This window comes from Pseudarthrobacter sp. PvP090 (assembly GCF_040547365.1).
Classification (GTDB): domain Bacteria; phylum Actinomycetota; class Actinomycetes; order Actinomycetales; family Micrococcaceae; genus Arthrobacter.
Map to the genome: position 1 here is coordinate 77,527 of NZ_JBEPPO010000006.1, position 26,870 is coordinate 104,396.

Consider the following 26,870-nt stretch of genomic DNA (forward strand, 5'->3'; position numbering starts at 1 on the left):
GTCTCCCTAAACTAAAATATGATCTGCGGGCGAACCGAAGAATTGGATCTGTGAAGTAGCCAACAGCTCTTCATTGGTAATGGGCCAGGTGTGCGACGCCACATCGGAGCCGCGCATCTGGCAGTAATTAAACCGGTCGGCGGAGTAGATTCTTGCCCCCGACTCGACGATGTCCTCGAGAAACCCCGAGTCTTCCCCCCGCTGGACCTGCCGGAAGGGAAAGCCGCGGAACGTTTCGGTGGCCGCGAAGATGGTGGGCCCCGACACGGCACTTACGAAGCGGTGCTCAAGGTGGGGGTTTCGAAGGATCGTGGCCCCCGGACCCGCCAGGTGCATGAAATGGGCACGCTTTCCGACGACTTCGGCTTCGGAGTACATCATGGTGTTGACCTGATCGGCCAGGTACAGCGGACTGTACAGGTCGTCGTCGTCCCATTTCGTGGCGAGGCGGCCGTCGGCATGCGCCACGAGGGAATTCAGGCAGGCCCCCAGTGGGGTTTGCTTCGGTTCGTGGAGAACCACGACGTCGGCGATGCCGGCGAGCTGGCACTGCCGCCGCAAGGCGGCTTCATCGACGTCGAACCCATGCGCCAGGTAGACCAGCTGGACGTCAACCCCGTGCTGGGCGCCGACGCCTGCAACCACGTGCTGCAGCTGCTGGGGGCGGAAACTCGAGACCAGCACCGACACCTGGGCGCGGGAGGCGTCCACGGCCAGCTCGGGGCGGGCTTTGGCAATAATCGACTCGGCCCGGTGGCTGAACGTATGTTCCGCCCAGATAATGCGCTGGGCCTTGTGGACGAGGCGCTGGGCGTAATCCGGGTTGGCTGTCAAAGCTTTCAGGAGATGCGTGGCCTCGTCCCGCGTGGTCGCCGTGGGAATTTCTTGGTCCGGGAAGAACTCAGCAATTGCGGCACTGGGCGTCGAGACAACGCAGGAGCCAGCGGCGGTGATCTCGAAAATTCGCCGTGCGCACATCGACGGCGAGTCCGTCACCGAATTGACGTTGAGGAACACTTTGTACGCCTTGTAGGCAGTGAGCATCTGTTTGTAGGAAAGCGAGCCCACCACGTGTTTCTTGAGGATTCCGGGAAACTGGTACTGCGGCTGCTTTCCCAGTTGCCTTGAGAAGATCTCAAATCCGGACTTCTGGCCGGCGGTGGCGTCGACGGCGGCGCCCAGAAGGTAGTCCATCTGCCGCCGGCGGTCCTCGTATTTGTGCGCAAAATACATGCCCGCAAAAGCGATGTCCCGGGCCTGCCACCCGTGTCTGGGCCTCACGGGGTTGTGGATGCGGGGCTGCGCGGCAAACGGCAGCACGGAGATCCGATCGTGGCCAAGATCCGACCGGTAACGGGGCAGCATGTTGGCATCGGTGGTGAAAACGTGGTCGAACAGTTTCGCAGCGGGAAGGAAGTCCTCGTAGTGGGGCGGGTCTTCCTTGTTCCAGAAGACCGCCGGAAGGCCGGCGGCCCGGCACCCCCCGACCAGTTCACAGAGTGCCGGCGAAGGTCCGGCCGGGCCGGTGATCTTGCCGCGCCACAGTCCGCTGTTGCCGGCCCAGGCCGATTCAACCACAACAAAGGACAAGTCCTCATCGCGCAACTGTTGCTGCCAGGTGTCCGGCCGGAGGGCCACGACGGTCCACTCGGCGGCAAATGCGGCCACGGAGAAGTCGTCCATGATGATTCCGACGCGAACGGCTGAATTTCTGGGAGCGGCAACGTTGGCGGCCGCCTCCCGGAAAATCAGGTGGCGGCCCCGTCCGAAGCCGCGCCAGGCACCTTCCGCGCCGCGCACGCCGGACAGGCTCGCTTCATCCCGTTCCGTTGTACTGCGGTGCAGGTAGCTCTTGACCTGCCCCAGGCCGCCCTGGCGGGCGTGCCACAGCGCGCGGCGCCAATACACCGCCCTGTCTCGAAGTCCCATGTCCTATCGGGCCCGTTTCCAGCCGTTGGGAAGCAGGGTGGTCCGAATTTCCGGGAGGCTGGCCATGAGGTCGGCCCGGATCTTGCGGCCATAGTCTGCGTTGCCCTCGTTGATGCGCCAGATGAAGTTCCGGTACTCCTTGACAACGTCCTTGGGACTTCCGTCCATGATGAAGTCCCCCTTATCGATCCAGAAGGCACGGTTACACGTTGAGGTAATGGTGTCGAGGCTGTGGCTGACGACAAAGACAGTACCGGCGTTGCTCGTCACCTGCTTCATCCGCTTCTTGGAACGCTCCTTGAACTGTGCGTCGCCTGTGTTGAGCGCCTCATCGACGAGCAGGATTTCGGGGTCCACGGCAGCCGCGATCGCGAAGCGGAGGCGTGCACCCATGCCCGACGAATACGAGTTCATGGGGTGGTAGATTTCGTGCTCCAGCCCGGACATCTCCACGATGTCGTCAAACTTCGCATCGATCTCGGCGTGGCTCATGCCCATGGCCAGGCAGCCAAGCCGAATGTTCTGGGCGCCGGAGATGGAATTGATCAAAGCCGCGTTGACGCCGAGCAGGATCGGGTTACTCGCCGCGTAAACGCTGCCGGAGTCCGGGATGATCAGTCCGGCGAGGACCTTCATCAGGGTGCTCTTGCCTGAGCCGTTGCGGCCAATGACGCCGATGGCGTCGCCTTGGTTGGCGACGAAGGACAGCTTGCTCAAGGCAGTGGTTCGGACCGCGCCATCACCGCGTCGCGGTCTCCGCAACGTCTGGAGTATGGAGTTCCTGCTGTTCGTCCTGCCCCCGGACTGGTTCTTGGTTCTGTAGACGACGGAGATGTCGTCCACCACCACGGTGGGCTCCGAAGCCGGGCTCACGGTCAACTTAGGCACGTCCATAGCTTTCCTCTCCACGCCAGAAGACAAAGAGCCCGGCGGCCACGGAACCCAGCGCCCATACCGACAAGACAGCCCAGGTGCGCCAGGACGGCGACGTGTCGTAAAGAACTGAATCGCGAATAATCTTGATCACCAGAAATATCGGGTTAAAGTCCATCAGCGTGCGGATTACGGGGTAGTTGTCGAAACGGTCCTCCGAGAAAAATACCGCGGAGGCGTACATCCACAGGCGCATCACGAAAGACAGCAGCATTCCGAAGTCCTGGACCCGAAGGATCAGTGGAGCGAGCAGCATGCCGATCCCGAGGTTGAGCAGAAACTGCAGCAGGATCGCCGGCACCATCAGCAGCCACCGCCAGGAGATCACCTCGGACGGCGCCGCGAAGATGATCAGAATCAGCATAACGATGGTGACGGGGATGTTGGACAGCAATTCCCGCACATTGAGGGCTATGGGCAGGGCCGCCCGGGGAAACTGGAAGGCCCGGATCATGGACGTGTTGCTGGTGAGCGATTTTGCCCCGCCAATGATGGACCGCGTGGACATCTGGAATGTGAAGACTCCGATGATCAGGTAGCCGATGAAGTTCTCGATGCCCTTGCTGGTGTCCAGGAGAAGACCGAAAATCAAGTAGAAACTGAGGCCGGTAAGCAACGGCGTCAATACCAGCCACGCGACTCCCAGGTTGGTCTTGTCGTGGCCGCTTTGAACGCGGGCGCGGGCGTCGAAGAAGATGAAGCTCCGGCGGTCCCACAGTTGCACGATGTAGTCGAGCAAGTCGGGCCTCTGTCCGACCTTGCTGAGCCGGACGAGGTTTACAGGCACAGAGACTGCGGGCGCCTTGGTTTGTTCTTTGGTGCTCATTTGATAGTTACTCCCAGCATTTCCAACTCTCGTGCCAGGGCAACCGCGTTGGCGGCCCATGTCCTGTCGCGCAGCACGCGTTGCCGGCCTGCTGACCCGAACTCGGCTGCGAGCTGCGAATCTGCCAGCAACGCCCGAATGGCGGCGGCGAACGCCGCCGGCTGCCCCGCAGCCGCCAGGAAGCCTGTCACCCGGTCCTCCACAATCTCGGCCAAAGCGGGCAAGTCGCTGGCTACTACGGGCCTGGCGCACGCCATGGCTTCGACGGGCTTGAGCGGTGTCACGGAGCGCGTCACGTCCAGATCCTTGCGCGGCACCACGAATACATCCAGCGCTCGATGATACAGGGCAGCGTGGCTCCGTGGCACACGTCCGGTGAATATAACCCGATCGGCGTACCCGCTCCGGAGCGCCTGGATCTCCAGAGACGGCCTGGCAGACCCGTCTCCAACGATCAAAAGACGGAGTCCGGGCATGTCCGGCGCGAGCAGGACGAACGCCGCCAGAAGATCATCAATCCCTTCATAGGCTACCAAGCTGCTCACGGTGCCGATGAACTGTCCGTCTTCCGCGAGACCAAGCTCACGCCTGGCGCTGGCCGTATCCAGCGGATCGGAGAGATAGTCACCGCCCACAGCATTCGGGGCGAGGAGGACCTTTTTTTCAGGGATGCCGGCAGCAACGATGTTGGCCTTCATGGCCTCCCCGAGAGTCAGCACGAGGTCCGCGTCCTGCATGACTTCGGTTTCCCGGTCCTTGAACAGACGGTACTTCTCGCTGCTGAGAGCCTCGGGTCCGCGGGTGGAAGCCCACGTGTCGGCAAGTTGCCCGCGGACCTCGTAGACCCACGGGATTCCAAGGGCCTCGGCCACGGCCCGGACCACCAGCCCATTGACGTAGTGCGTAGTGGTCTGCAGTACGCTGGGCTTGAATTCCAGCGCCACGGCAAGGAGCTCCTCGGCCTGCTGCTGCAGCCGGGCATCCGTGGTTGGGGCCATCTTCGCTGGAAGGAGCCTGAGGTAGCGGACGCCGTCCACCGTGTCGGCGGCTTTCGCCAGGAGCTTCCCCACCATCACGGGATAGCCCATCCTGGTGACCGCCAACACCTCGAATCCGGCCTCCTGCTGCGCCAGCAAGGTGGAATGGGAGCGCTGGGCGTAGCCGCTGGCAGTGTGCGGCAAGGAGTTCGTCAGAAGGTGAAGGATGCGGCCCGGAACGGGTGCGTAGGGGCGCCGTTCCAGCGACGGGGACGCGTCCTGCAGAACCGCCGCCTCTGCAGCCAGCCGGGACTGCTGCCTCAATCCTGCCGTTCCCGAGCCCGTCAGCGCCTCGACAGCCCCGGTGATGGAGCCGTCGTGCCACAAGCGGCGGGCGCGCGTCTGCTTCAGGCGCTGCGCGCCGCCGGCCTTGGCAAGGAAACCGTCCGACAGCACAGGAAGGTTGGCGGCGAGGGCGATATCGGCCAAGTGCCGCGCGTGCTCGCCCCCGATGCTGTTGGCGGCTGCCAGACGCAGACGGCGCTCCACATCGGCGTTGTCTCCAGCCGCAAGCGCGGCGAAGAGAACAACCGTGGCGGCGGAGTCCCTGGGCGCCCAGCGGCAGAGCCGCTTCGCCAAGGGCATCACCGCTGCGGGAAGCCGGCGGGAGATTTGCAGGAAAAGAATGACGGGATCATCAGTGAGCTGCTGCCGGACAGAGCTCCCTGCCAATCGCGCGTTTTTGAAGAGCTGCATCATGCTTTCGAGCGGGATTCCGCGACAAGTTCGCTGATCAGCCCCAGGTACCGCCCGGCCAACTGGCCGTATTCGGCGTTGGCTTTGACCCACTGCCGGCTGTCCCCATTGCGGACCAGCCGCCCGCGGTCCGCTGCCAGCTCGCGCCACAGGGCGGCCAGGGCTTCGGGGTCGCTGGCCACGATGTCCCCGGCTTCGGCGTCGGAGATAATCCGCGCCGCCTCCCCGCGCACGACGGCCGTGACGTGTCGTCCGATCGACAGGACCTCGTAGGTCTTGGATGGAACAGTAGTTTCGAAGGATTTCCAGTCATCACGCAGTGACACCAGGCACGTATCGGCGGAAGCGTAACGATCCATCATGGCGTCGCCGGTGAGGGGTGCATGAAAAGTCACCGGAGCGTTGAGCTCGCGCGCCAGTTTCTCCAGTGCGGGGCGCTGCGTGCCGTGGCCCACCATGTGCAGATGCATGGAGTTCCCCACCAACGCGCTGGCCCGGATCGCGACGTCCAGCCGTTGGCTTTCGCCGTGGTTTCCCAGGTACAGGGCCTCAAACACAGCGCGTTCCGGGTCGGGAGGTCCGACGACGGCAATGGCGTCCAGGTGAACGCCGTTGCTGACTGTTGCCACGTTGCGGATGCCGCGGGACCGCAGCGTGGCTTCGAATCCCTCCGTGACGGTAACGACGAGGTCGGCGCGGTGCTGGACGAAGTCAACGACGTGCTCGATGACGCTCTTGACCTTTCCTTGCACCAGGCGGGCGTCGCGGGCTAGGTCCGGCCAGGCGTCCCGCATCTCCACGATCAACGGCACGCGGCGCAACTTGGCCAGGGCATATCCGGCGGCCAGTGAGGGCAGACCGGGGGCGGTAACAATGACGACGTCGGGTTTTCGGACCATGAGTCCAGCCGGGACCGACAACGCGGCGGAGAAACACTGGTCCAGCAGGCGTGCGACACGGGAGTTTCCATGACGCAGGTACGGGACGTGGAGGATCTTCTCGGTGAACTGGCCGTTGCGCAGATGGAATGGCCTGCCCGCCATCCAACGCGGCAGGGCACGCCGGCCGAAGGGATAGTGGGCCACCGGGGTAATGACATCGACGTCCCAGCCCGCATGCGAGAACTCTTTGATCATGGCCGTCCAGCGGCGCTGGGGAGGGCTCTGTTCGGGCCAGTAGGAGTGGGTGATAAGCGTGATCTGCAGCCCCTCCAGCTTGGGCGCAGGTGAGTTCACTGAAACGTCATCCTGCATGGCTCTCAGGACTTACCGGTTCCGGGTGAGCCGCTGACTTTTTTGGAACCGAGGAAGCGGAAATAGGCGTAGCCCAAACCCAGGAGGAACACAACTGTGATGGCCTGGACCGCCAGCGGGCTGCCGGTAGCGACTGCGACTGCCGCCTGAACCTGGGACTTCATGATGAGTTGGGACGCCGGAGCCTCCACCGCTGCCGCTTCAATCGATTTGACCGGCTCAGGGGTAGGCGTCGGCGTTGGCGTTGGTGTGGGAACCGGCGCAATCACCACAGGCGGGACAACGGCGGGGGCAACTGCGGGCGGCCGGACAGGCTCAACGACCGGAGGCGTCTCGACCACGGGCGCAGGCTCCACTACCGGCGGGGTCTCCTCAGGCGGAGCCGGAGGCGGCGGGGTCTCCGCGGGCGGGGGTGTGGGTTCCGCCGTGGGCGGGACGGCGGGTTCCGTCGTGGGCGGCGCGGTCTTAGTCGGCTTGGGCTTGGGGGCTGCCGTCGCCGTCGGTGACGGGCTGGGAGTGATTGTCTCCAAAGTAGGAGCGGCCGGCGCGGCATCCTCGGCGTGGGCGGCAGCGGCCGTTCCCGCGATCAAACCGGCCAGGAGCAGTGCTCCAAGCCCGGCGCGTACTGACTTAAGTTTTCGGCTGCGCGACTTCATATCGACAGTCCCTCCCCCAGGTGCGAGATTGAATCTAGTGTGCCCCACGCGGCCATCACTAACGTCGTTGTAGGCAGAGTCTGAGTGGTACACGAGATTCCCAGTCTACTCGAAGGTAGGAGCCAGCCTGCCAGACATGACGTTACCGCCGCGTCCCGTCCGTGGCCACTTTAGCCGCTCGGCCCGGGATAGGCTGGGTGAATGCCCCGTTTCCGTCGCCCAATTTCCTCGCGTCTTGTCCCTGTCGCGGCGGCCGCAGCAACCGCGAGCCTTGCCTTGGCGGCCTGTTCTCCGGTTGTCGACGTCGCCCCCGCCAAAGACGCGGCGAACGCCGCCTGTGCCCCCATGATGGTGGCGCTGCCGGATGCGATCGGCGAGGCCAAACTGCGCAAGACCAACAGCCAGGCGACGGCGGCCTGGGGCGACCCGTCCCTCGTCGTCCTGCGCTGCGGGGTGAATGTTCCGGGGCCGACGACGGACCGCTGTGTCAACGTGAACGGCGTCGACTGGGTCATCAAGGAGGGCGACCCGGTGTGGACCCTGACGACGTTCGGGCGCGAACCCGCCACCGAGATCCTGATGGATCCGGACAAGATCAGTTCCGCCACCGTCCTCGCGGACCTCGCCGCCGCGGCGGCGAAGGTACCGGCGGCGCGGAACTGCGTGGGCCAGGCGGACCTGCAGAACCTGCCGCCGAGCCAGTAGGGCCCTACCGCAGACCGGTCCTGCGGTGCAGCGCCAGGTAGATCAGTTCGTCGATCAGCTCCGCGTAACCCAGGCCGGAGGCCTTCCACATTTGCGGGTACATGCTCTTGGGCGTGAACCCGGGCATGGTGTTGATCTCGTTGATGATCAGCTCGCCCTCGGGGGTGTAGAAGAAATCGACCCGGCTCAGGCCCTCGGCTCCGACGGCGTCGAACGCGACAGCGGCCAGTTCGCGGACCCGGGCGATGGCTTCGTCCGGGAGGTCGGCCGGGCAGCTGAGGGCCGCGGCGTCGTCCACGTACTTGGCGTTGAAGTCATAGAACTCATGGCCGCCGCCGGCCACGGAAATCTCGCCGGGCATGGACGTCCGGGGAGCGTCGGTCCCCCGGCCTTCCAGCACCGCGCATTCGATCTCGCGGCCGACGATGCCCGCCTCGATGACGAGTTTCGGATCATGTTCCCGCGCGGCTTCAATCGCGGCATCCAGGCCTTCGAGGGAGTCGACCTTGGAGATGCCCATGGAGGAACCAGCCCGCGCCGGCTTGACGAAGACCGGGAAACCGAGCTGGTCCACACGTTTGCGGACGGTTTCGGGGTCGTTGCGCCACTGCCGGTCCGTCACGGCGATGTACGGGCCCACGCGGAGCCCCGCGGATTCAAACACCACCTTCATGAAGTGCTTGTCCATGCCCACGGCCGACGCCAGAACACCGGCGCCCACGTAGCGGGTGTCGGACAGTTCCAGGAAGCCTTGGACGGTGCCGTCCTCGCCGAACGGGCCGTGCAGCAGCGGGAACACCACATCCACGGCGCCCAGTTCCTGCGGCACCTCGTTCGGGGAGGCCACGATCAGCTGGTGTTCGCCGCCGATTTCGGTCAGCGCCACGGTCCGGGCCGCGGCCGCGACCTCGGGCAGGGATGATGCCGAGAGCGACCAGTCGTGGGTGTCCCCGGAGGCCAGCACCCACTGGCCGGTTTTGGCGATCCCGATCGGGATGACCTCGTACTTCGTCTGGTCGATCGCGCCCAGAACCCCGGCAGCCGTCACGCAGCTGACCGCGTGTTCGCTGGAGCGGCCACCGAAGAGCACCGCCACCCGGGGCCGTGCCTGGGCGGATCGGCCCTCTATGCTCACGTTTTCTTCAGACACGCTCAGTAATCGCCTTCAGGTTTCAGGTCCCGGGACAGCAGGAGCGGCCCCAGTTCATCGACGGACAGTTTTCCTGCCAGCACGGCAACGACCGCCGCGGTGATGGGCATTTCGACGCCGAGCTTGCCGGCCAGCTCCTGGACGGCCTGGGCGGATTTGATCCCCTCGGCCGTCTGCGTCATTTCGGCCGCGACCTCATCCAGGGTCAGCCCCTTGCCCAGCAGCCGTCCGGCCGTGTGGTTCCGGGACAGCGGCGAGGAACAGGTGGCCACGAGGTCGCCGAGGCCGGCGAGGCCGGCCATCGTCTGCGCCTCGCCGCCCAGGGCAAGGGACAGCCGGGAGGTCTCCGCGAGGCCGCGCGTGATAACGGAGGCCTTGGTGTTGTCACCCATCTGCTTGCCTTCGCAGATGCCGACGGCCAAAGCGATGATGTTCTTGACGATCCCGCCGATTTCGACGCCGACGACGTCGCCGGTGGTGTAGGGGCGGAAGTACGGGGCGGTGCAGCTGCGGGCGATCCAGCCGGCCGCAATCGGGTCGGAGCAGGCCACTACGGAGGCGGTGGGTTCTTCCCGGGCGATCTCCATGGCCAGGTTGGGTCCGGACACCACGGCGATCCGGTTGGCGGGAATGCCGAGCTCCTCGGAGATCACTTCGCTCATCCGGGCGTCGGAGTGCAGTTCGAGTCCCTTCATGAGGGACACCACCAGGGCGCCGGGCGCCAGGAGGTTCTTCCACTGGCGCAGTTGCGGCCGCAGGGTCTGCGCCGGGACGGCCAGGACCACGAGCTCGGCGCCGGCCAGGACCTCGGCAACATCGGTGGACGCGGTGATGCTCGGCGGCAGGGCAATGTCCTTGAGGTACTGCTCGTTCCGGTGCTTCAGGTTGATCTGGTCGACGACTTCACCGCGACGGCCCCAGAGCCGGATGTCGCGTTCGACGCCGGAGGACGTGGCGGCGTCAGCGAGGACCTTCGCAAAGGTAGTCCCCCAGGATCCGGCGCCGAGTACCGCAACTCTCGTGGCCGACAGTCCTCGCGTTTGGTCGAATGTCATTCGTCGGTATCCCCAAGTTTCTCTTCCGGTGTTGCAGAACCGCCGGTTTTGCCGCCTTGCTCAATGAAGCGGCCGTGCGTGGACTGGTTGTGGGCCGAAGGGTCCCAGCGGACCAGCGGAGGCTGTCCGCCCCGGAGGGTGGCCAGGAGTTCGGTGATGGCCTCCATGATGACGTTAGTGGCCTCGGTGAGGGTGGCCTTGTCCAGTGGGCGCCCGGCGAAGGGACTGAGGTCAACCGGATCGCCCACGACCAGTCGCGAGGTCTTCCGGGGAAAAAGGTGGAACCGTTTGGCATAGCGCGGCAATACCTCATGAGCTCCCCAGTGGGCCATTGGCACTACGGGGATTCCGCTTTGGAGCGCCATCCGCGCGGCACCGGTGTGGCCTTTCATCGGCCACAGCTCGGGATCCCTGGTGAGCGTGCCCTCGGGGTAGATGATGATGGCTCCGCCCTCGTCCACCACGTCCTTGGCGATCTGCAGCGAGCGGTTGGCGCCCGCCGTCGAGCGTTCCACCGGGATCTGTTTGGTAGCGCGCAGCACGAATCCCAGCACGGGCACCTTGAAGAGTCCGGACTTGGCCAGGAAGCGTGGCATCCGCTTCTGGTTGTAGAGCATGTGCCCCACCACCAGGGGATCGATTTCGGTGCAGTGATTGGGTGCTGCGATGAAGCCGCCGGCGGGCAGCTTCTCGAGGCCGATCCATTCCTTCCGCATCAGAAGGTTCATGACCGGCCGGACAATCCCGGCCACAACGACAAAGGTGATGTGGCTCTTAGCCGATTCCTTCACTTGGCCCCCGCTACTCGGCCGAGGTGATGTCGAAGTCGGCGCCCAGGCCCGCGAGTTTCTCCGTGAAACGCTCGTAGCCGCGGTTGATGATGTCGATGCCGGTGACCCGGGAGGTGCCGTTGGCAGCCAGCGCCGCGATCAGGTGGCTGAATCCACCACGCAGATCGGGCACGTCGATGTCGGTGCCGGTCAGCTGGGTGGGGCCGGAGATCACGGCGGAATGCAGGAAGTTGCGCTGGCCGAACCGGCAGGGCACGCTGCCGAGGCATTCGCGGTGGACCTGGATATTGGCGCCCATCCGGATCAGCGCCTCGGTGAAGCCGAAGCGGTTTTCGTACACGGTTTCGTGGACGATCGACACGCCTTCGGCCTGCGTCAGGGCGACGATGAGCGGCTGCTGCCAGTCCGTCATGAAGCCGGGGTGCACGTCCGTCTCGAGGACCAGCGGGTTGAGCTTGCCGCCCTTGTGATAGAAGCGGATGCCGTCGTCGCCGATGTCCATCCCGCCGCCAACCTTGCGGTAGGTATTGAGGAAGGTCATCATGTCGCGCTGGGTGGCGCCCTCCACGAAGATGTCGCCGCGGGTCACCAGCGCAGCGGACGCCCACGACGCCGATTCGTTGCGGTCCGAGAGGGCGCGGTGGTTGTAGCCGCCGAGGTCCGGGACGCCCTCGATCCGAATGGTGCGGTCCGTCTGGACACTGATGATCGCGCCCATTTTCTGCAGCACCGCGATGAGGTCGACGATCTCCGGCTCCGTGGCCGCACCGGAGAGCTCGGTGATGCCCTCGGCCCGCGTGGCGCTCAGCAGCACCTGCTCGGTGGCGCCGACGGACGGGTAGGGCAGCGAGATCTTGGCGCCTTTGAGGCCGCCGGGCGCGGAGATGTGGATGCCGCCGGGACGCTTTTCCACCACGGCACCGAACTGCCGCAGGACGTTCAGGTGGTAGTCGATCGGGCGGTCTCCGATCTTGCAGCCGCCCAGGTCCGGGATGAATGCCTCGCCGATCGCGTGGATCAAGGGACCGCACAGCAGGATCGGGATGCGGGAGTCGCCGGCGTGTGCGTCGATCGCCGTGTGGGACGCCGTCTTCGCGTTGGTCGGATCGAGGGTCAGATCCCCGGTGATGGGGTCTTTCTCGACGGTGACGCCGTGGAGCTGGAGCAGGCTGGTGACAACCTCGACGTCCTTGATTTCAGGGACGTTGCGCAGCACGGATGGCTCGTTGCCCAGCAGGGCGGCCACCATGGCCTTGGGGACCAGGTTTTTGGCCCCCCGCACGGTGACGCGGCCAGTCAGCGGGACGCCTCCGCGGATTGTCAGAACACTACTCATATACCGGTTTCCTCACGACTACTCGCCCCCAAATCCTTAGAAAGGCTCCTGCTAAGCATAGGAGCTTGCGTTACCGATCTGAAATACGGGGCACGCCGGCTCGCCGTCTCCGCCGCAGTCACTGCCGTCGAAAACGAAGCAACGCGGGGTCACTTGCGGCCGGTCCCGGGGCCCGGGACGGGCTGTAGGTGACCCCGCGTTGCAGTGTTGCGCGCCAGTCAGGACAGTTTGGCCGGCAGGGTTTTGGGCATAAACGCCGGCCGGGTGGCCTCGAAGGCGGTGATGTCTTCCTCATGCTTGAGGGTCAGGCCAATGTCGTCCAGGCCCTCCAGCAGGCGCCAGCGGGTGTAGTCGTCAATCTCGAACGGCGCCACAATGTTGCCGCACTGGACCGTCTTGGAGACAAGGTCTACGGTGACCGCGGTGCCCGGGGCGTTCTCCAGCTCTTTCCAGATAAGTTCGATGTCGTCCTGGGCCAGCTCCGCGGCGAGCAGGCCCTGCTTGCCGGAGTTTCCGCGGAAAATGTCGGCGAAGCGTGAGGACAGCACGGTCTTGAAGCCGTAGTCCTTGAGCGCCCAGACCGCGTGCTCGCGGGAGGACCCGGTGCCGAAGTCGGGGCCGGCCACCAGGACGGAACCCGCGTTGAACGGCTCCTGGTTCAGGATGAATGCCGGGTCCTTGCGCCAGGCCGCAAAAAGAGCGTCTTCGAAGCCGGTGCGCGTGATGCGCTTGAGATAGACGGCCGGAATGATCTGGTCGGTGTCGACGTTACTTTGGCGCAGCGGGACGCCGATGCCGGTGTGGGTGGTGAACTTTTCCATGGCGGTCTCCTAGGCGGCGTCGGTGCGGATGGTTGCGGACTCGGGAGCGGGGTCCAGGTCCGACGGCGAGCTCAGGGTGCCGCGCACCGCCGTCGCCGCTGCCACCACCGGGGAGACCAGGTGGGTGCGCCCGCCCTTGCCCTGGCGGCCCTCGAAGTTGCGGTTCGAGGTAGAGGCGCAGCGCTCCCCCGGTTCCAGCTGGTCCGGGTTCATGCCCAGGCACATGGAGCAGCCGGCAAAACGCCATTCGGCTCCGAAGTCCTTGAAGACCTTGTCCAGACCCTCGGCCTCGGCCTCGAGGCGGACACGGGCCGAGCCGGGAACCACGAGCATCCGGATGTTGGGGTCCTTGGTGCGGCCGCGGATGATATCCGCCGCCGCGCGCAGGTCCTCCATCCGGGAGTTGGTGCAGGATCCGAGGAAAACCGTGTCCACCCGGATCTCCTTCATCGGCGTCCCGGCTTCCAGCCCCATGTACTGCAGCGCGCGTTCCGCCGCGGCCTTGGCGTTCTCGTCGCCGAAGTCCTCGGGAGAGGGAACCTTGGCGGAGAGGGACACGCCCTGGCCGGGATTGGTCCCCCAGGTCACGAACGGTTCCAGGGTGTCGGCATCGAGGTCCACCTGAACGTCGAATGTCGCGTCGTCCTCGGAGCGCAGGGTGTTCCAGTACTCGACGGCGGCATCCCACTCGGCGCCCTGCGGCGCATGCGGGCGGCCAAACATGTAGTCGTAGGTGGTCTGGTCCGGGGCGACGAGTCCGGCACGGGCGCCGGCTTCGATGGACATGTTGCAGATGGTCATCCGGGCTTCCATGGACAGCGCCCGGATCGCGGAGCCGCGGTACTCGAGCACGTAGCCCTGGCCTCCGCCGGTGCCGATCTTGGCGATGACGGCCAGGATGATGTCCTTGGCGGAAACGCCGGGACGTAGGGTGCCCTCGACGTTAATGGCCATGGTCTTGAAGGGCTTCAGGGACAGCGTCTGGGTGGCCATGACGTGCTCAACCTCGGACGTGCCGATGCCCATCGCCAGAGCACCGAACGCCCCGTGGGTTGAGGTGTGCGAGTCGCCGCAGACCACCGTCATGCCGGGCTGGGTGAGGCCCAGCTGCGGGCCCACGACGTGAACGATCCCCTGCTCGGCGTCGCCGAGTGAGTGCAGGCGGACACCGAATTCCTGGCAGTTGTTGCGCAGGGTCTGGATCTGCGTACGGCTGGTGAGATCGGCAATTGGTTTGTCGATGTCCAGCGTGGGAGTGTTGTGGTCCTCGGTGGCGATGGTGAGGTCGGGCCGGCGGAGCGGGCGCCCGGCCAGCCGGAGGCCCTCAAAGGCCTGCGGCGAAGTCACCTCGTGCACCAGATGGAGGTCGATGAAGAGAAGGTCGGGCTGGGCATTGGCTCCTTCGCCGTCGCCTTTGCGCACCACGTGCGCGTCCCAAACTTTCTCGGCCAGTGTCTTTGCCACGGCCTGCTCCCTTCACTGCGGTATCCGTACTTCCCGGCTTGTTCTCTCCACTGAATCAGCACTCCCGCGTAATGCGCCAGCGAGTTGACTTGCATCTCAGATAATGAGACGGCAATATCATTACATGGACAATTCTAGTGGAGTCGGTGTCATCGATAAAGCGGCCCATGTGCTTGACGCACTTGAGGCCGGACCTACCACCCTGGCCCAGCTTGTTGCGGCTACGGGACTGGCGAGGCCAACCGTGCACCGGCTGGCGCTGGCGCTGGTCCATCACCGGCTGGTCAGCCGCGACATCCAGGGCCGTTTTGTCCTGGGCAGCCGCCTCGTAGAGCTCGCCTCCGCGGCCGGCGAGGACCGCCTGATCGCCTCCGCCGGACCGGTCCTGATGCAGTTACGCGACGCCACGGGCGAAAGCGCCCAGATTTTCCGCCGGCAGGGTGACTGGCGTGTCTGCGTGGCCTCCGCTGAGCGGCCCATTGGCCTGCGCGACACCATCCCGGTCGGCACCCAGTTGTCCATGAAGGCCGGCTCCGCCGCGCAGGTGCTGCTCGCGTGGGAGGACCACGATCGGCTCCTGGAAGGCCTGCAGGCCGCCCGCTTCACCCCCACTGTCCTGGCCGGAGTACGACGTCGGGGCTGGGGCCAGAGCCTCGGCGAACGCGAGCCGGGGGTCGCCTCGGTGTCGGCCCCCGTGCGCGGTCCGTCCGGCCGGGTGATCGCCGCCGTATCGATTTCCGGGCCGATCGAACGCCTGACCCGCCAGCCGGGCCGGCTGCATGCCGAAGTGGTCTGCAACGCGGCCCGGGTGCTGACCGAGGCACTGCGCAAGACCAACGACTAAAGCCATCCCCGTTCGTCAAGGAACGCCACCGGGGCGCGGACCCACTGGGGCGCGGACCCACGGAAGATCAGTCACTGTTGAAAAGTGCTATCCAGGCATGCGTCGTCTGCGGACCCTGACCAGCCCGGATCGATTCTGTCCGCGGCGGCCCACGGATATCCGGACATAAGGTCGTGCCAGTCCGGGCGGGGGTCCGGGGGCAGGTCCAGATCCGAATCCCAGCCGGGCTCCGCGGGCAGGTCCAGATCCGGATCCCAGCCGGGCTCCGCGGGCAGGTCCAGGTCCGGATCCCAGCCGGGGTGAGCGGGCAGGTCCTGGCCCAGGCTCGGGTCCGCGTGCGCGGGTAGACTTCCGTCCGTTTCCAGGATCCCGGGTGGCCAGTGGGGTGGTTCCCAGTCCTGCTGTTCGCTGGGGTAGTACCTTCCGGACGGGGAGGTCCAACCGGGCGGGTTGTGCTTGTTGGCCCCGGAGGGTGTCCAGGCTGAGGCGTGTTTGAGGCGGTGGTGTTTGCGGCACGGCTGGCCGAGGTTGGAGATGCCCGTCGTGCCGCCGTCGGCCCAGGCCAGAAGATGGTCGGCGTCGTTGTCCAGGGACGGGTTGTTGCACCCGGGGAAGGGGCATCTGCCGTCGCGGAGCCGGAGCCATTGGCGCATGGTCTTCGTGAGGCGGTAGCTGGTCCGGCCGATTTCCAGCGGGGCCCCGTCGCGGGGATCGATCAGGACCCGGTGGAAGGAGTCGGCGCCGTCGGCGACCAGGCGGCGGGCCATGGACGGCGGGATCGGACCGTATCCGTCGAGCATCGCCGGTTCCTCCGTGGCGCCCAGGAGGGACAGGACGGGGACGGTGATGAGGACCTGTGCGCGCGGGACCGGCACATCCCCGGTAAGGCCGTTGCCGTCGGTGCCGGCGTCGGTACCGGTGTTCAGGAGCAAGGTGGCGGCGATGTCGGCGCGGAGCTGGGTCAGGGTGCGTGCCTCGTCCGGGCCCTGGAGGGCGCGGGCGGCGGCGGTGGTCCGGTCCCAGATCCCCGCGGCGGTATCGGCCGGCAGGTACGCGGAGAACCAGGCCATCCCGTCAGAGTCCGGGCGGAACTCGACCCGCCGGTCCTTGGCGCTTTTGCTGTGGCGTTTCTCGATGCTGTCCGGGTGGTGGCGTTCCCGCCAGGTGCGGGCTTTGCCGCGGAACCGGTACGGGACGAGGTCCCCGGCCGGGCAGCCTCGGGCGGGGTTCGGGGCGTCGGGGTCCAGGAAGTGCGCCTCCAGTGCGGCTGCGCCAGCCGGGTCCAGGTTCGCGGTTTCATTCACCATGGCCCGGGCGTGGGCCCAGGAGATGGTGCCGGCCTGCAGCGCCGCCAGGGTCAGGGGCAGCGACGTTGTCAGGGCCTCGGACTCGGCCAGGAGGGTACCGGCGGTGTGCTCGCTGACGGTCAGGGCACAGGCGACCTCGGAGACCATGACCATCTCCTGGACCGAGTGATCATGCGCGGACACCGTCGGGGGCGCCAGAGCCCGGGTCGCCTTCGCATAGTCCGCGGCCAGCAGTACCTTCACCGCCGCCATCCCGGCTTCCACCCGGGCCGCCCCGGTGAGACCGTCCAGGCAGGCATCCGCCAGAACCTGCAACGGATTGTCCCACAACGGATCACACTCGGACTCCCGGAGCGGATCGGTGTCCAGCAATAGATCCACGTCCCGCAAGGGATCGTTCTGGAGCGGATCGGCGTCCAGCAATAGATCCACGTCCCGCAAGGGATCGTTCTGGAGCGGATCAGACTCGGCGCCCCGGAAGGATCAATGCCTGACGGATCAGCCACGGACTCCCCGGCGCCGGCGAAAGCAGCCAGCGCGGCGACTGACGCCGCGAGAGCCGCCAGGGCTTCCCGGCTCTCCACACTCCAGACCGTGCCTTCCATATCCTCATCAAATCACCGGGGTACGACCAAAAGACGACCGGCCGGCCTGGCACCGGCACTGGACCCGATAGCCGGAAAGGGGTCAGTCGCAAGAAAAGACGGGCGTCCGGGTCGCTGAACTCCTCCCACACCCGCGGCCCCTTGCTGACTTCGGCTCTGCCGGAAGCATAGGCTGTCCGCATGAGCAGTTATGCGGTTTTCCTGCGCGGGGTCAACGTCGGCGGCATCACCATCAAGATGGCCGAACTGAAGACAGCCCTGGAGTCCCGCCCGTTTTCGGGCGTGAAGACGCTCCTCGCCAGTGGAAATGTTGTGCTTGCAAGCGAGCTGTCCTCCGCCGGGGTCAAAAAGGAATTCGAAGCCTGCCTCCGGGAGTCATTCGGCTATGACGCGTGGGTGGTGGTTCTGGCCGCGGACCGGGTGGGTGAATTGGTGGCGGCGTGCCCCTACCCCGCGGACGACGCATCCACCCACACCTACCTGACGCTCGGCTCGGATGCCGGGGTGCTTACTGAGCTGTATGAAGCCGGCAGTGCACTGGACGGTGCGAGGGTGACTGTGCTGGGGCCGGAGGCCCTGGCGTGGCTGGCGCCCGCCGGCGGCACGCTGGACAGTCCGTTCAGCAAGGTGTCCTCGAAGCCGAAGTACAAGGCGTCCACCACCACCCGCAACCTGCGTACGATGATCAAGGTCCGCGACGCCGCGGCGCTGCTGTAGGCCCAGCCGGAGGTGCAGCGCGGGCATCTGGGCGGCACGGCGGCAGCATGACACGCAGGTGAGCGGTCAGCCCGCCGCCGCGTGCAGGGCCCTGCTGAAGGACGCCAGCCGGCTGACCTCGAGTTCCACCGGTTCCACCACATAATCCTCCGCCACGGCCGCGACGGATGCCTTGAGCCGCTTTCGCGCCGCCGCCCCCCGTGCCCGGGCAGCGGCCCCCGCGATGAGCTTCGCCAGAAGAGCCAGGACAATGCCGAGCAGCGCACCGCCAGCGATCATGACGGTCGGCACGGGCCAGCCCTGCACCATCGGGACCTCCGGGACGGGGAGCTGCAAATACCCCAGCGCGGCAAGCACCCCGAGCCAGGCGAAACCGCCGAGGGCCGTCAGCAGCGCCAGCCACTGCACGATGTTGAACGGTGTCCACCACCACGCCTTGCCCGCGGCTTTCAAATCTGTGGACGCGATGGCCTGGTCCAGCGCATCCGGCAGCCGGTCGCGGCCCTCCCGGGCGGCGCCGCGGATAACGGCCCGCCAGGGGCCGGGGGCGCCGTCGGACGCTGCATCGGCGAATTCGCGGACGGCGGCATCCGTTCGGGCCCGCTCGGGGGCGCCCGCAGGCGGCAGTGACGTGCGGTTCACTTCGGGCCGGGATCCCTCCCGGCGCAGGTTGAGCCGCCGCAGCGGGTCGGGCCGGAACCGGACCAGCCAGCGGGTGACGGGCCACCCGGTGCGGCGGGTAGACTCCAGCCGGTACGACCCGACGACGGCTTCCACGACGAGCGGGACGTTGGCCGCGACTGCCAGTTCCTCGGCCAGCCGGGCCTTTGATGCCGCCTTAACCCCGGCCGCCCCGCCTGCTCCCGACGCCTCAGCAAGGCGGGCGCACGCCTGCGTGACGTCGGCGCCGAGGCGCTGCGACTGGGCCTGCCGCTGCGTGGCCACCTGGCGGATGGCAGCCCGGACCTTGTCCACCCCCGTGCCAACGACAGCGGAGGCGCCAATGACCTGCACCTTGCCCAGCCCGTCCCGCGCCAGGATGCCTTTCAGGGACTCCAGCACCGGGGGAATGTCCCGGTCCGGGAGCCGGTCGATCTGGTTCAGCACCACCAGGGTGACGGCGCCGTGCGAGGCGAGCGGGGTGAGGAAATCGTTGTGCACCGCGGCGTCGGCGTACTTTTGCGGGTCGAGCACCCAGACGAGGACGTCGACAAGTCCCACCATGCGCTCCACGATCTCGCGGTTGGCGGCACGGGTGGAGTCAAAGTCGGGAAGATCCAGCAGGATCAGGCCCGTGCCGTCGTCGGCGAACCCGGGTACCGGCGTGGCGTGGTGCCGGTTGCGGACGTCCAGCCAGTCCAGCAGCTCGTCGCTGCCCTCGGCACCCCAGATGCCGGCGAGAGGCTCGGAGGTCGTCGGCCGCCGCGCGGCCGCCGTCGCGATTTCCTCGCCGCTGACGGCGTTGAACAGGGACGACTTGCCGCTGCCCGTGGCGCCGAAGAAACCGACGACGGTGTGGTCCCCCGAGAGCGAGCGCCGGGAACTGGCCCGGTCCAGCACCTGCAGCACGCCGTCCAGGACGTCGTCCGGAAGTGCGCCGTCGGCTAGTTCGCGGGCCTCGTTCAGGGCCTCAAGCCGGCGGTCCAGGCGGGAGGCCTCGGCGGCGGCACCATGGCGGCTCACGCGGAGGCCGCCAGCTGGCTCAGCGCCACGGCATGGCCGGCGAGCACCGCAGGCGTGGCCCCGCCGGAGGTCTCGAGCCGGGCCAGGAAACGCTGCTGTTCGTCCTGGAGCAGGCTCTGGCAGCGGGTGTGGAGATCCTCGCGGGCCGTCTTGGCGAGCCGGCGCACGGCGTCCTCGCCGAACACCGCCTCCAGCAGCCGCTGTCCAGCGACAGCGGTTCCACCTGCGACACCGACCTCCAGCCCCGTGAGCCCTGCCGTCATGGAGAACACCACGATCATCAGGGCGGCACCGAGGCCGTTGATGCCAAAGGACAGCCAGCGGGCCTGGGTCCGCTTGCCCTGGCCCTCGGTCCGGATCAGCTCCATAAGGCTCCCCTGCCAGGCCCGGATCTCGGCAGCAGCCTTCTCGGCGAAGCCATCGGAGGTTCCGGACAGGTCGTCGCTGCCAAGCAGCTGGCGGCCGGCCGGATCGGAGCGCCACCGCCCGTCGGCATCTTCGGCCGCGTTGGCGGCCTCATCGACGATGACCGCCTGCAGGCCGGTTTCGATCGCTGTCTCGACCCGCACCGCCGGCGCCGGTTCGCCCCGAAAGAATGCACCCACCCGGTCGCGGAAGCGGCCAATGTTCTGCTCCATGGCCCGGAAGAACTCGCCGGTGCCCACGAAGTCCTGCCAGCGGGCCAGCACCTCTCCCCGCAGCAGGGCGCCGTCCCGGGTGGCCTCCAGGATTCTGGCCACGGCGTCCCGGTAGGCGTCCCGCGCGTCCCCTGCGAGGACGTCGGCCGCGTGTTCCTGGTCCCCAGCGGCCTTCGCCACCGCCTCGACGCGGCTCCCCAGGGCCTTGACTGTCCCGTTGAGCGTCCGGCGCGCGATGCCGGCGCGCCCGGCGGCGTCCGCGGCGAGTTCCTGCACCCAGAGCCGCAACGGCTCCACGACGGCGGGCGGCAGCATGCCCATGCCGTCCAGGGCCGTCTCGGGGACGACGAACAGGCGGGACCCGCCCAGGCCTTCCCTGCTGAGCATCGACTGCAGGTCGGCACTGACCTCCGCTTCAGCGGCGGCCGGCACCCGGTCCAGGACCACGGCCACTGTGATGTCCCGGGAGGCCGCGTCCAGCAGCAGCCGCCACGGAACGGCGTCGGCATACCGGTTGGCGGTGGTGACGAACACCCACAAGTCGGCCGCAGCCAGCAACTGCCCGGCTAGCTTGCGGTTGTCCGCGGAAATCGAGTCGACGTCGGGAGCGTCCAGCAGCGCGATTCCTTGCGGCACGGCCGCATCGGAGACCAGCACCAGCGAAGTGATTGCGGCAGCGTCAGGGGTGGGGCCGGCCTGGCTGGCTGGCAGTGGCTCGCGGTTCACCGCGCCGCGGATCCGGCTCAGGCTCGGCAGGACCCGCTGACCCTCGAACCATCGCCCGTCGGCGGGGTGGTGCAGCAGGATGGGCTGGCGGGTGGTGGGACGGATGGCGCCAGCGCGGGTGACAGCGTGCCCGACGAGTGCGTTGACGAGGGTTGATTTCCCTGCGCCGGTCGAACCGCCGACGACGGCCAGCAACGGTGCGTCCAGGCTGCGGTAGCGCGGCAGGATGTAGTCCTCGAGCTGGGCCAGGGCGTTGCGGATGTCCCGCCGGGCCTCATCCGAGCCGGGCAGGGCCAGGGGCACGGAGGTGGCGGCCAGGTCGCGGTGGACGGCTTCCAGCAGTTCAACGGCATGGCCAGTGGTTTCTTCGGAGCTCACCGCAACATCATGCCAGTTCGGGATCAGGCCGGTTCGGCGCCACGGACGGCGGACAACGAAAAACGGCCCCGGGCTGATGCCCGGGACCGTCTCATCTGTGACCCCAGCGGGATTCGAACCCGCGTTACCGCCGTGAGAGGGCAGCGTACTAGGCCGCTATACGATGGGGCCGCGTACTCTCCAGAACAGCATTTCTGCTATTCGCGCTAAGCGATTATTTCATACACTCAGCAAGTGTTTCAAATCGGCGAACCGGCATGAAACCCCTGATCAGCCGCGGAAATCCGCGGATTTTTCAGAGCTGGGATACCAGGACTCGAACCTAGAATGACGGTACCAGAAACCGTAGTGTTGCCAATTACACCATATCCCAATGGAACTTTCGGGCCGGATCCGTGGGTCTAAACCCGCGCTCCCGGCGCCTCAGCACGAGTAATTACTTTACCCGAGAGTTTTCGTCTGCACAAATCGAGGCACGCGGAAGCGTATTTAGCCGGGAGGGCGGAGCAGCGCTCACGCCTCCCCCCTCGGGGCCTATCGGGCGATTTTGACGCCCGCGGACGTTCGGGAGGTCGTGGTGTAGCCGGGTTTGGACCCCGTTACTTTCACCGTGATGGTCCGGTCATAGTCACCGGCAACCGGCTTGTATGTATAGCCCGTGGCCCCGCTGATGGCAATGTGTGACCGGTACCACTGGTAGGACAGGGTTACCGGGGACGGCCCCCAGGTGCCGGGCACCGCGGTAAGGGTTGACCCGACCTTCGCCACGCCGCTAATCGTCGGAACCGCGGCCGTGAGCGTGCCGGGGGTAGTGATCTTCAGGCCCGCGGACGTTCGGGAGGTCGTGGTGTAGCCGGGTTTGGACCCCGTTACTTTCACCGTAATGGTCCGGTCCAGCTCGCTGCCGCCCGGAGTGTATTTGGCCCCCGTGGCCCCGCTGATGGCAATGTATGACCGGTACCACTGGTAGGACAGGGTTAGCGGGGACGGCCCCCAGGTGCCGGGCACCGCGGTAAGGGTTGACCCGACCTTCGCCACGCCGCTAATCGTCGGAACGGCGGCCGTGAGCGTGCCGGGGGTGATGCCGGCGGCCCGCATGTATGCGGACAGGTAGGTCTTCCCGAGGTATTCGATACCGGTCCGGTTGAAGTGGCTGGTGTCGCCCCCATTGAGCGCACCCGCCATGGAGGGTGCAAAGCCGGTACGGGGGACCCGGCCTGGAGTTTCGGAGTGCGCCCTGTCCACGTTTTCCCGGCCCGGCGTAGCCGCAATTCCCTCCGGCGCCATGCGTCCGACCACAAAGGGTAGATTCGATGCCGACAGACGGGACCTGAAGCTGGCAATCAGTTGGTCCAGCTTCGCACTGTAGGTCGAAGTGGACATCGATGAGTTGTTTTCCCCCTGGTGCCAGAGGACGCCCTTGAGAACAACGGCGTAGCCAGCCGCTCTGGCCGCCGAAATGCCTGCCAGCGTCTGCTTCACTGCCAGGCTCGGCAGGTCGTACTGCGGCGAGGAGGCGGCACCTACGGTCCAGGTGCGCGTGGATGTCGCACTGGTAAATCCCGTGGAACCGTGAGCCGCCGGGATGATGAGAACGCCGACGTTTGTGGGCTGGGTCGACAGGTACTCTCGAGCAAACGTCGTGGCGGGCGAGATTCCACTGGGGCTGTCCAGCATGTCCAGCGGAACAGTCGCAGCCCGGAGTGTGGGATTTTTGGCGCCGTATTGAAAGATCCGGGGGTTCACCGGGTCCCGACTGCCGCCAGCCGGTAGACCCCGTCCGGACATATTCGACTGCCCAGCCGCCAGAAACACATGCAGGGCCGTAACCCCAGTTTCGGCCTGCACAGGCGAAATGCCGGCCAGCATCAGGGCAGAAACCGCAAGCCCGATCAGCATTCCTCGAAGCCACGCGGTGATCCCGTTCACGAATCCCACCCCCGTCATCGGTCGGGCGGCACCTGCAACAAGCTTCCGAGCGGAAACCGAGCCCCAAACCAGCCGTGAGTGACAGTGTTGTCCGGGGACCTTGGATTTTTCTTGCCCAAATGGCCTCGGGCACCGCACCGGGGACCCTGCGCTGAGCGCCGGTGTCACGGTGACCGCTGGCTGCCGGGCAGCCCCCGGCGGAATATCAGGCCAGCAGCTCCAGCAGGGAACCGATCTCACGGCCGGCGAAACCCGGGGCCGGTTCCCCGCCGCGGTTCAACCAGACACCCAGGAGGCCGGCCGCCGTCGAGCCGTCAGCGTCAAGGAGGCGGTTGTCCCCCACGTACAGCGTCTCGCCGGCGCCCGTGCCGAGCCGGCGGACGCCCTCCAGGTAGATGGCCGGATCCGGCTTCGCCGCACCGACGGTGTCCGTCCCAACCAACACACTGATACGTGCCAGTCCGGCGGCGTCCAGCTTGACCCGCTGGTAGTCGTGGACGTTGTTGCTGACGGCGCCGTAGGGGATGCCGGCGGAATCCAGCGCATCCAGCATCGGCGTGACGTCGTCGAAGGCGCGGATGTAGCCGTGCTGCCGGCTGGCGTAGGAACTGACCCAGTGGTGGGCCTGCTCGCCCTCCTCCAGCTCAACGCCGAAGTGCCCCAGGGCGGCCCGGCCGCGGAGCAGGCGCTGTTCATTGAAGCTCAGTTCACCGGCCAGGTAACGGTCGTAGAAATGGGTCGTCTCGCGGGTGAAGATCCGCCCGAACTTTTCCCACCCGGCCTGGTCCAGGCCGGGCAGGAGATGTTCACTGACGTCGCGGAGGGCTGCCGTCATGGCGAATTCGAGGTCCACGAGGGTGTCGTCGATGTCGAACAGCACGCCGCGGATGCCGCCCAGGCCGGCGGCCAGGGCGCTGGTCCTGACGTTGTTATGCGCTGAGGGCGAGCTCATCAGCCGCGGAATGCGCGCAGCCGGGCCAGGGACGAGTCCTTGCCCAGGATCACCATGGATTCGAACAGCGGCGGGGAGATCCGGCGGCCGGAGATGGCAGTGCGGACCGGACCGAAGGCCAGCCGCGGCTTGACGCCAAGGCCCTCCACGAGGGCCTCCTTGAGCGCGGCCTGGATACCCTCGGCATTCCAGCCGGCCAGCGGCTCCAGGGCGGCCAGGGCGGCGTCGAGCACCTCGGTGAGGTTCTCCGGAAGCCCCTTGCGGGCGTCGTCCGCGACGTCGATCGCGTCGTCGGCTTTGAACAGGAAGGCGAGCATCTCGGGCGCTTCGCCCAGCAGGGAGATGCGCTCCTGGATCAGCGGGGCCGCCTCGGCGAGGATCTCTTCCTGGCGCGCGGTCAGAGTCTCGCCGACGAATCCTGCGGTGCGCAGGTACGGGACCAGACGGCCGCGGAAGTCCTCGGCGTCGAGCATCCGGATGTGCGTGCCGTTGATGGCTTCGGCCTTCTTGATGTCGAAGCGGGCGGGGTTGGCGAGCACGTCATTGACGTCGAAGTGCTCGATCAGCTGGTCCACCGTGAAGATGTCCTCGTCGGCGGAGAGGCTCCAGCCGAGCAGCGAGAGGTAGTTGAGCAGGCCCTCCGGGATGAAGCCGCGGTCCCGGAGCAGGAACAGGTTGGACTGCGGGTCGCGCTTGGAGAGCTTCTTGTTGCCCTCCCCCATGACGTACGGCAGGTGGCCGAAGACCGGCAGGTAGCTGGCGACGCCGATGTCCATCAGGGCGCGGATCAGCACCACCTGGCGGGGCGTGGAGGAGAGCAGGTCCTCGCCGCGGAGCACGTGGGTGATGCCCATCAGCGCGTCGTCGACGGGGTTGACCAGGGTGTAGAGCGGGGAGCCGTCGGCGCGGACGATCACGTAGTCCGGAATGCTGCCGGCCTTGAAGGTGATGTCGCCGCGGACCATGTCGGTGAACGTGACATCCGAATCCGGCATCCGCACGCGGAGCACCGGCTGCCGGCCCTCGGCCTTGAACGCGGCCAGCTGTTCCGCGGAAAGCTCGCGGTCGAAGTTGTCATAGCCCAGCTTGGGGTCCCGGCCGGCGGCGCGGTGGCGCGCCTCGACTTCCTCCGGGGAGGAGTAGCACTCATAGGCGTAGCCGGCGTCGATCAGCTTGGCGACGACGTCCTTGTACAGGTCCAGGCGCTGTGACTGGCGGTACGGCTCGTGCGGCCCGCCGACCTCCACGCCTTCCTCCCAGGTGATGCCGAGCCATTTGAGGGCTTCAAGCAGCTGCTGGTAGCTCTCCTCCGAGTCGCGCGCCGCGTCGGTGTCCTCGATGCGGAACACGAACGTGCCCTTGGTGTGGCGGGCGTGGGCCCAGTTGAACAGGGCCGTGCGGATCAGGCCGACGTGCGGCGTGCCGGTGGGCGACGGGCAGAACCGGACACGGACCGGGGTGTCGGCAGTGACTTCGCTGGTCACACTGGGGGCGGAGCTGGAGACGGCGTCGGGCGCAGAGGGAGTAGTCATAGTGACTCCAACATTACCAACCCCGACCATCGCCGGCCGCCCGGGGTTTCTGCCACGAAAACGGACAGCCGCACCGTGGATCCACGGTGCGGCTGTCCGAAACCGGAGCAGCTTCTTTCTGAGGTACCGCTAGCGTCGGACGACCGGGTTGGAGAGCCGGCCGATTCCCTCGATCTCGACCTCGAAGCGGTCACCGGCCTGGACCAGTCCGACCCCGGCCGGGGTTCCGGTCATGATGACGTCGCCGGGCAGCAGGGTGAAGGCCTGCGAGACGATGGAGACGAGTTCGCGGACGCCGCGGATCATTTGGCTCGTGCTTCCGTCCTGGCGCAGCTCGCCGTTGAGGCGGCCCTGGATCTGCAGGTCATCGGTGTTCAGTTCGGTCTCGATCCAGGGACCCAGCGGCGCGGACGTGTCGAAGCCCTTGGCCCGTGCCCACTGCAGGTCCGTCTTCTGGACGTCGCGGGCGGTGAGGTCGTTGCCGCAGGTGTAGCCGAAGACAACGTCGTCGACACGCTCCTCGGGGACGTCCTTGCAGATCCGGCCGATCACGACGCACAGCTCGGCTTCGAAGGAAACTTCCTCGGAGAACTCCGGCAGGACGATCGGATCGTTGGGCCCGATCACGGAGGTGTTGGGCTTGAGGAAGAGCAGCGGCTGCTTGGGAACCTCGTTGCCGAGTTCCCGGGCGTGCTCAACGAAGTTGCGGCCGACGCCGATGACCTTGCTGCGCGGGATGATCGGGGCGAGCAGGCGCACATCCTCCAGCTTGTGCCGCACGGCGGTTCGTTCCACGCCGTGGAAGAAGGGGTCGCCGTTGATGACAGTGATTTCCTCACTGCCGGGCTCACCTTCAACAATGCCGTAGAGGGGATCAGAATCGACTACAAACCGGGCGATACGCATG

At 66.6% G+C, this 26,870-nt stretch carries 22 protein-coding genes and 2 tRNA genes; 3 read left to right on the forward strand and 21 right to left on the reverse strand.

Annotated elements, in window-relative coordinates; translation table 11 throughout:
- Window positions 1–6: 6 nt before the first annotated feature.
- From ABIC21_RS08530 to ABIC21_RS08555, 6 genes are read right to left on the reverse strand one after another with little or no spacing between them, the layout of a single operon-like run.
- Window positions 7–1,929, reverse strand: a complete 1,923-nt coding sequence (locus tag ABIC21_RS08530; protein ID WP_354349978.1) for a glycosyltransferase family protein — start codon at window positions 1,927–1,929, stop codon at window positions 7–9.
- Between the two features lie 3 nt (window positions 1,930–1,932).
- Window positions 1,933–2,823, reverse strand: a complete 891-nt coding sequence (locus ABIC21_RS08535; RefSeq protein ID WP_354349979.1) for an ABC transporter ATP-binding protein — start codon at window positions 2,821–2,823, stop codon at window positions 1,933–1,935.
- A complete protein-coding gene (locus ABIC21_RS08540; protein WP_354349980.1) occupies window positions 2,810–3,688 on the reverse strand; it encodes an ABC transporter permease in 879 nt (292 codons plus the stop codon). Before ABIC21_RS08540 ends, ABIC21_RS08535 begins: the two co-directional genes overlap by 14 nt.
- Window positions 3,685–5,397 carry a glycosyltransferase gene (locus ABIC21_RS08545; RefSeq protein ID WP_354349981.1) on the reverse strand — a complete coding sequence of 571 codons (1,713 nt, stop codon included), beginning with the start codon at window positions 5,395–5,397 and terminating at the stop codon, window positions 3,685–3,687. The genes ABIC21_RS08540 and ABIC21_RS08545 overlap by 4 nt, the downstream gene beginning before the upstream one ends.
- 23 nt (window positions 5,398–5,420) lie before the next feature.
- Window positions 5,421–6,656 (reverse strand): glycosyltransferase family 4 protein, encoded by a 1,236-nt coding sequence (locus ABIC21_RS08550; RefSeq protein ID WP_354349982.1) that lies wholly within the window; start codon window positions 6,654–6,656, stop codon window positions 5,421–5,423.
- Window positions 6,657–6,679: 23 nt separating this feature from the next.
- On the reverse strand, window positions 6,680–6,838 hold the full coding sequence (locus ABIC21_RS08555) for a hypothetical protein (protein WP_354349983.1): 159 nt from the start codon (window positions 6,836–6,838) through the stop codon (window positions 6,680–6,682).
- Window positions 6,839–7,531: 693 nt separating this feature from the next.
- On the opposite strand from ABIC21_RS08555, the gene ABIC21_RS08560 reads away from it, so the two are divergent.
- Entirely contained in the window at window positions 7,532–8,035 is a 504-nt protein-coding gene (locus tag ABIC21_RS08560; RefSeq protein WP_354349984.1) for a DUF3515 family protein, read from the forward strand.
- Between the two features lie 4 nt (window positions 8,036–8,039).
- Here the strand turns inward: ABIC21_RS08560 and ABIC21_RS08565 are convergent, their stop codons facing one another.
- From ABIC21_RS08565 to leuC, 6 genes are all read right to left on the reverse strand, one after another.
- Entirely contained in the window at window positions 8,040–9,185 is a 1,146-nt protein-coding gene (locus ABIC21_RS08565) for a D-alanine--D-alanine ligase family protein (protein WP_354349985.1), read from the reverse strand.
- A 2-nt stretch (window positions 9,186–9,187) separates the two neighbouring features.
- On the reverse strand, window positions 9,188–10,240 hold the full coding sequence (locus ABIC21_RS08570) for an NAD(P)H-dependent glycerol-3-phosphate dehydrogenase (protein WP_354349986.1): 1,053 nt from the start codon (window positions 10,238–10,240) through the stop codon (window positions 9,188–9,190).
- Window positions 10,237–11,031, reverse strand: coding sequence for a lysophospholipid acyltransferase family protein (locus tag ABIC21_RS08575; RefSeq protein ID WP_354349987.1), 795 nt, complete (start codon window positions 11,029–11,031; stop codon window positions 10,237–10,239). Before ABIC21_RS08575 ends, ABIC21_RS08570 begins: the two co-directional genes overlap by 4 nt.
- Before the next feature lie 10 nt (window positions 11,032–11,041).
- Window positions 11,042–12,367, reverse strand: a complete 1,326-nt coding sequence (gene murA, locus ABIC21_RS08580; RefSeq protein ID WP_354349988.1) for a UDP-N-acetylglucosamine 1-carboxyvinyltransferase — start codon at window positions 12,365–12,367, stop codon at window positions 11,042–11,044.
- A 218-nt stretch (window positions 12,368–12,585) separates the two neighbouring features.
- Window positions 12,586–13,188, reverse strand: coding sequence for a 3-isopropylmalate dehydratase small subunit (leuD, locus tag ABIC21_RS08585; RefSeq protein WP_024367317.1), 603 nt, complete (start codon window positions 13,186–13,188; stop codon window positions 12,586–12,588).
- 9 nt (window positions 13,189–13,197) lie between these two features.
- The gene (gene leuC, locus ABIC21_RS08590) at window positions 13,198–14,652 is read right to left on the reverse strand and encodes a 3-isopropylmalate dehydratase large subunit (protein ID WP_354349989.1); all 1,455 of its coding nucleotides are present in this window, start codon (window positions 14,650–14,652) and stop codon (window positions 13,198–13,200) included.
- Between the two features lie 124 nt (window positions 14,653–14,776).
- Here leuC and ABIC21_RS08595 point away from each other — a divergent pair, with 124 nt between their 5' ends.
- Window positions 14,777–15,496, forward strand: a complete 720-nt coding sequence (locus ABIC21_RS08595) for an IclR family transcriptional regulator (protein WP_056426387.1) — start codon at window positions 14,777–14,779, stop codon at window positions 15,494–15,496.
- A 71-nt stretch (window positions 15,497–15,567) separates the two neighbouring features.
- On the opposite strand, the gene ABIC21_RS08600 is transcribed toward ABIC21_RS08595, so the two are convergent.
- The gene (locus tag ABIC21_RS08600) at window positions 15,568–17,184 is read right to left on the reverse strand and encodes an HNH endonuclease signature motif containing protein (protein ID WP_502935982.1); all 1,617 of its coding nucleotides are present in this window, start codon (window positions 17,182–17,184) and stop codon (window positions 15,568–15,570) included.
- A 404-nt stretch (window positions 17,185–17,588) separates the two neighbouring features.
- On the opposite strand from ABIC21_RS08600, the gene ABIC21_RS08605 reads away from it, so the two are divergent.
- Window positions 17,589–18,125: a DUF1697 domain-containing protein gene (locus ABIC21_RS08605; protein WP_354349990.1), complete on the forward strand. Its 537-nt coding sequence runs from the start codon at window positions 17,589–17,591 to the stop codon at window positions 18,123–18,125.
- 66 nt (window positions 18,126–18,191) lie between these two features.
- On the opposite strand, the gene ABIC21_RS08610 is transcribed toward ABIC21_RS08605, so the two are convergent.
- The 8 genes from ABIC21_RS08610 to ABIC21_RS08645 all read right to left on the reverse strand — a co-directional run bounded on the left by ABIC21_RS08610 (window position 18,192) and on the right by ABIC21_RS08645 (window position 26,869).
- Window positions 18,192–19,808: a GTPase gene (locus ABIC21_RS08610; RefSeq protein WP_354349991.1), complete on the reverse strand. Its 1,617-nt coding sequence runs from the start codon at window positions 19,806–19,808 to the stop codon at window positions 18,192–18,194.
- Window positions 19,805–21,550 (reverse strand): dynamin family protein, encoded by a 1,746-nt coding sequence (locus ABIC21_RS08615; RefSeq protein ID WP_354349992.1) that lies wholly within the window; start codon window positions 21,548–21,550, stop codon window positions 19,805–19,807. Before ABIC21_RS08615 ends, ABIC21_RS08610 begins: the two co-directional genes overlap by 4 nt.
- Window positions 21,551–21,648: 98 nt before the next feature.
- Window positions 21,649–21,721: transfer RNA gene (locus tag ABIC21_RS08620), tRNA-Glu, on the reverse strand.
- Between the two features lie 130 nt (window positions 21,722–21,851).
- Window positions 21,852–21,923, reverse strand: a tRNA-Gln gene (locus ABIC21_RS08625).
- 161 nt (window positions 21,924–22,084) lie between these two features.
- A complete protein-coding gene (locus ABIC21_RS08630) occupies window positions 22,085–23,497 on the reverse strand; it encodes a sialate O-acetylesterase (RefSeq protein WP_354349993.1) in 1,413 nt (470 codons plus the stop codon).
- A gap of 187 nt (window positions 23,498–23,684) precedes the next feature.
- Window positions 23,685–24,431 carry an HAD family hydrolase gene (locus ABIC21_RS08635; RefSeq protein WP_354349994.1) on the reverse strand — a complete coding sequence of 249 codons (747 nt, stop codon included), beginning with the start codon at window positions 24,429–24,431 and terminating at the stop codon, window positions 23,685–23,687.
- The gene (gltX, locus tag ABIC21_RS08640; protein ID WP_354349995.1) at window positions 24,431–25,963 is read right to left on the reverse strand and encodes a glutamate--tRNA ligase; all 1,533 of its coding nucleotides are present in this window, start codon (window positions 25,961–25,963) and stop codon (window positions 24,431–24,433) included. The genes ABIC21_RS08635 and gltX overlap by 1 nt, the downstream gene beginning before the upstream one ends.
- Before the next feature lie 129 nt (window positions 25,964–26,092).
- The gene (locus ABIC21_RS08645; RefSeq protein ID WP_354349996.1) at window positions 26,093–26,869 is read right to left on the reverse strand and encodes a fumarylacetoacetate hydrolase family protein; all 777 of its coding nucleotides are present in this window, start codon (window positions 26,867–26,869) and stop codon (window positions 26,093–26,095) included.
- Window position 26,870 lies beyond the last annotated feature (1 nt).

Bases quoted from the DNA above. Each gene is read 5' to 3' on its own strand.
- ABIC21_RS08530 (WP_354349978.1), bottom strand. From the start codon at position 1,929: ATGGGACTTCGAGACAGGGCGGTGTATTGGCGCCGCGCGCTGTGGCAC.
- ABIC21_RS08535 (WP_354349979.1), bottom strand. From the start codon at position 2,823: ATGGACGTGCCTAAGTTGACCGTGAGCCCGGCTTCGGAGCCCACCGTG.
- ABIC21_RS08540 (WP_354349980.1), bottom strand. From the start codon at position 3,688: ATGAGCACCAAAGAACAAACCAAGGCGCCCGCAGTCTCTGTGCCTGTA.
- ABIC21_RS08555 (WP_354349983.1), bottom strand. From the start codon at position 6,838: ATGAAGTCCCAGGTTCAGGCGGCAGTCGCAGTCGCTACCGGCAGCCCG.
- ABIC21_RS08560 (WP_354349984.1), top strand. From the start codon at position 7,532: ATGCCCCGTTTCCGTCGCCCAATTTCCTCGCGTCTTGTCCCTGTCGCG.
- ABIC21_RS08570 (WP_354349986.1), bottom strand. From the start codon at position 10,240: ATGACATTCGACCAAACGCGAGGACTGTCGGCCACGAGAGTTGCGGTA.
- murA (WP_354349988.1), bottom strand. From the start codon at position 12,367: ATGAGTAGTGTTCTGACAATCCGCGGAGGCGTCCCGCTGACTGGCCGC.
- leuD (WP_024367317.1), bottom strand. From the start codon at position 13,188: ATGGAAAAGTTCACCACCCACACCGGCATCGGCGTCCCGCTGCGCCAA.
- ABIC21_RS08595 (WP_056426387.1), top strand. From the start codon at position 14,777: ATGGACAATTCTAGTGGAGTCGGTGTCATCGATAAAGCGGCCCATGTG.
- ABIC21_RS08605 (WP_354349990.1), top strand. From the start codon at position 17,589: ATGAGCAGTTATGCGGTTTTCCTGCGCGGGGTCAACGTCGGCGGCATC.
- ABIC21_RS08630 (WP_354349993.1), bottom strand. From the start codon at position 23,497: ATGACGGGGGTGGGATTCGTGAACGGGATCACCGCGTGGCTTCGAGGA.
- ABIC21_RS08635 (WP_354349994.1), bottom strand. From the start codon at position 24,431: ATGAGCTCGCCCTCAGCGCATAACAACGTCAGGACCAGCGCCCTGGCC.
- gltX (WP_354349995.1), bottom strand. From the start codon at position 25,963: ATGACTACTCCCTCTGCGCCCGACGCCGTCTCCAGCTCCGCCCCCAGT.
- ABIC21_RS08645 (WP_354349996.1), bottom strand. From the start codon at position 26,869: ATGCGTATCGCCCGGTTTGTAGTCGATTCTGATCCCCTCTACGGCATT.